The sequence below is a fragment of the Pseudomonas sp. R62 genome, from assembly GCF_000257605.1.
GTDB lineage: Bacteria > Pseudomonadota > Gammaproteobacteria > Pseudomonadales > Pseudomonadaceae > Aquipseudomonas > Aquipseudomonas atacamensis.
Genome location: NZ_JH635999.1, coordinates 324,991 through 328,371, shown reverse-complemented (window position 1 = coordinate 328,371; position 3,381 = coordinate 324,991). Strand labels below are relative to the sequence as shown.

Sequence of the window (3,381 nt, the reverse complement as noted above, 5' to 3'; positions counted from 1 at the left end):
CTGCCAGATCAACTCGGGCAAGGTCCGCGCCCAGGGCTTTGAAGCTGAAGTCAGCGGTGAAGTGATCGACCGCCTGCAATTGCTGGCCGGTTATACCTACACCCAGACCAAAGTGCTGGAAGACGCCGATGCTACTCAGGATGGCGCGGTCTACAACTCCTACGTGCCGCGTCACCTGTTGCGCGTCTGGGGTGATTACGCCCTGAGCGGGCCGCTGGACCGTGTGACCATTGGTGCGGGTGTCAATGCGCAGACAGGCACCTACCGCGTTTCGCCTCTGGGCGGGGACAATGTCGATGGCGCGGGTTATGCGGTCTGGAACGGTCGCATTGGTTATCGGATCGATGACACCTGGTCGGTGGCGTTGAACGGCAATAACCTGTTCGACAAGCGTTATTACGCGACCATTGGTACCGAGGGGTTCGGTAACTTCTATGGGGATCCGCGCAATTTTGTGATGTCGGTGAAGGCTGATTTCTGATTTTTTGATTTGAGCTGTGAGAGAGCCCCGCATTGTGAGATGCGGGGCTTTTTAGTTTTTGGGATTGGGGGGCATATCCGTTGCTGCGGTGAAGGCTACTTAGGGTTCCGGCCCTTACGGCGGGTCACTTTTTCGAACGCCGAAAAAGTAACCAAAAAGGCTTTGCCCCGGCGTACGGCCCGCTCGCTGGGGCTCGGGGTACCTTCGTTACGGGACCGATCCGGGCGCAGCCTGCCGAAGGGGCAAAAGATCAAGAGCCAGAGCAAAAGCCCCTCACCCTAGCCCTCTCCCGGAGGGAGAGGGGACTGACCGAGGTGTTCAGGCGAAATACGCCGACTTGTGATATCGAGTCGAATGCAGATTCTGAAAAGCCCGCAAATCGGCTCCCTCTCCCTCGGGAGAGGGCTGGGCGGGCGGCGTTCCGATGAGGGGCGAATCCAACACAGATCCAAAGCAGACCACACGCTTTTCACCACTCAACAATGAGCGTTAGCTCGAGTGCTTTTGATCTTGATCCACCGGCGACGTCGGAAGGCTGAGTGGAGGGATTGATCCGGGGGTGGGAGCGCAGCGACCGTCTGGCGCAGCCAGACACAGCGGAAGGAGGTGCAGCGAAGCAAACCGGAGCCGCTGCGCCCGGATCAGTCCCGCAGCGAAGGAACCCGAGCCTGCGAGGGCCGAACGCAGGAGCTAGCGTTTTTTGCTTACTTTTTTAGGCGCTTGTAAAAAAGTAAGTCGCCGTCAGGCGAAACCGCCAGCAGCCGCTACCGAAGCAACGGATATTCACCCAATCTCAAGAGCCCGCGCAAGCGCCCCACCCACCCGCAAATAAATCTCCAGAACCCCAGGCACCACCGTCCCCAACCGCAACAAATCATGAGTCAACCCGGCACAAACCTCGACCTCGACCTCGACCCCCTGCCCGCGCAGCCTGTCGACATAAGCCTGCCCCTCATCCAGCAACGGATCAAACCCGGCAAGCAGCACAATAGCCGGCGCAACCCCGCGCAGATCCTCCGCCAGCAACGGCGAAAAACGCCAATCCAGATAATCCTCCGGCCCTCGCGCATAGTGCTGATAAAACCACTCCAGCGTGTCGTTCTCGAGCAAATACCCCTCGCCAAACAACAGCCGCGAATCATGCACCCGTGAAGCATCGGTCACCGGATAACACAACAACTGCGCCTTCGGCGCGATAGCCACCGTGTGCGGTTGCCGCACGGCCTGAATCGCCAGCACCGTCGCCAACGTGGCGCCCGCGCTGTCGCCACCAAACGCCACCCGCGAACCATCCAGGCCGAGGCTCGCAGCCTGTTCCGCCAGCCAGGCCAAAGCGTCCTCGCCATCCTCCAGCGCCGTCGGAAAGCGATGCTCCGGCGCCAGTCGATAACCGACCGAGAGCACCGCACACGGTGTGCGCTGGCAAAACTCGCGGCAGACGCCGTCGTGGGAATCCAGACTGCCGACCACAAACCCGCCACCGTGGAAATACACCAGCACCGGCAGCGGCGATTCAACACCGTTGGGCCGATACAAACGTAACGCCAGCGCCGCACCGTCACGGGCCTGTGTTTCGATTTCGGTGACTTCAAGATCCTGCGGCGCCGGCCAGCGCAGTTGCGCGGTGGTCTGCTCGAAGGTGGCGCGGGCCTCGCTCGGGGTCAGTTGGTGCATGGCCGGCAGGCCGGCGTCCTGGCTGTCTTGAGCGAGGTCGAGGAAAGCTTCCAGATCAGGGTGTAACGACATCGTTGAAAATCCTTGTATCCGCAAGAAGACGGGCGCGCCTGGGCAGCGCCCGCGCAAAAGACCGGGTGATCAACCCACCCGCGCCATGCAATGTTCGATCAACGCTTCAAGCTCACGCTGGTAATCGCTCATCAGCGCATCCATGGTGCCGGCGCGGTAACGCTGGCTGCTGTAGATGCAGCGCAAGGCCAGTTGCCCGTCATAGACCTGGCCGACAATTTCCAGCCAGTTGCCCAGGTTCGCCTTGAGGCTGTAGTTGTCGCCGGTCTCTTCCAGTGCCGGCACCAGCAACGCCTGTTCATCGAAGCTCTGGTCGAACTGCCCGAGGTAATTGAACGTCACCCGTGCCTGCGGCAATGCAGCCAGTTGCGCCGAAATGTCCGGCCCGGCCAGATGACGCAGCACGCCATAGCCGATGCCCTTCTGCGGTACGCCCGCCAGTTGCGCCTGCACATCCATGATCGACTGGCCGATGTCGTCGCCGTCCGGGCGCAAACGCACCGGGAACATGCTGGTGAACCAGCCGAGGCTGCGGCTCAGGTCGATCGATTCGAAGAGGTCTTCGCGACCGTGCCCTTCGAGCAGAATCAGCGCCGACGGTTGCTCGCTCCAGCGGCACAGGGCGCGGCTGAGCGCTGACAGCAGCAAGTCGTTGATCTGCGTGCCGTACACCGCCGGGGCCTGTTTGAGCAGTTGTTCGGTGTGCTCGCGGGACAGCTTGAGCCGCGCCTGCGCCTGTTGCCGCACAAGGTTCTTGCCGCGCGGGTTGTCGCACGGCAGATCAACGCCGGGCTGATCCAGTTGCTCCAGCCAATAGCTCAATTCCTGCTCGGCAATCACCGGCGCCTGCGCCTGCAATGCCTCGGCAAACGAACGGTAACTGCTGGTGCGAATCGGCAGCTGCGGCGCCAGCCCCTGCACGCACGCCTCATAAGCGACTTTCAGATCGTCGAGCAGAATCCGCCACGACACGGTGTCGACCACCAGGTGATGAATCACCACCAGCAACCGCGCCTGACCATCCGGCAACGCCACATGCATGACCCGCCAGACCGGCCCGTCATCGAGTGTGAGGCTGCGCTGCGCGAGGTTGGCCAAGGCTTCGACCTCTTCGCTGCTTTGCGCTTCGCGGCGCCACAGCACAGCCTCGTCGG

Annotated in this window: 3 protein-coding genes; 1 reads left to right on the top strand and 2 read right to left on the bottom strand. The window is 61.7% G+C overall.

Going from position 1 to position 3,381, the window contains the following annotated elements:
• A partial coding sequence (locus OQK_RS31495; protein ID WP_038861981.1) for a TonB-dependent receptor domain-containing protein occupies positions 1-481 on the top strand: 481 nt, incomplete at its 5' end.
• A 783-nt stretch (positions 482-1,264) separates the two neighbouring features.
• On the opposite strand, the gene OQK_RS19740 is transcribed toward OQK_RS31495, so the two are convergent.
• Positions 1,265-2,227 (bottom strand): alpha/beta hydrolase, encoded by a 963-nt coding sequence (locus OQK_RS19740; RefSeq protein WP_016773896.1) that lies wholly within the window; start codon positions 2,225-2,227, stop codon positions 1,265-1,267.
• Positions 2,228-2,296: 69 nt separating this feature from the next.
• Positions 2,297-3,381, bottom strand: a 1,085-nt coding sequence (locus OQK_RS19735) for a condensation domain-containing protein (protein ID WP_038861438.1), incomplete at its 5' end; no start/stop codon positions are given.

Excerpts from the sequence above, each read along its gene's own strand:
- OQK_RS19740 (WP_016773896.1), bottom strand. The coding sequence starts at position 2,227 with ATGTCGTTACACCCTGATCTGGAAGCTTTCCTCGACCTCGCTCAAGAC.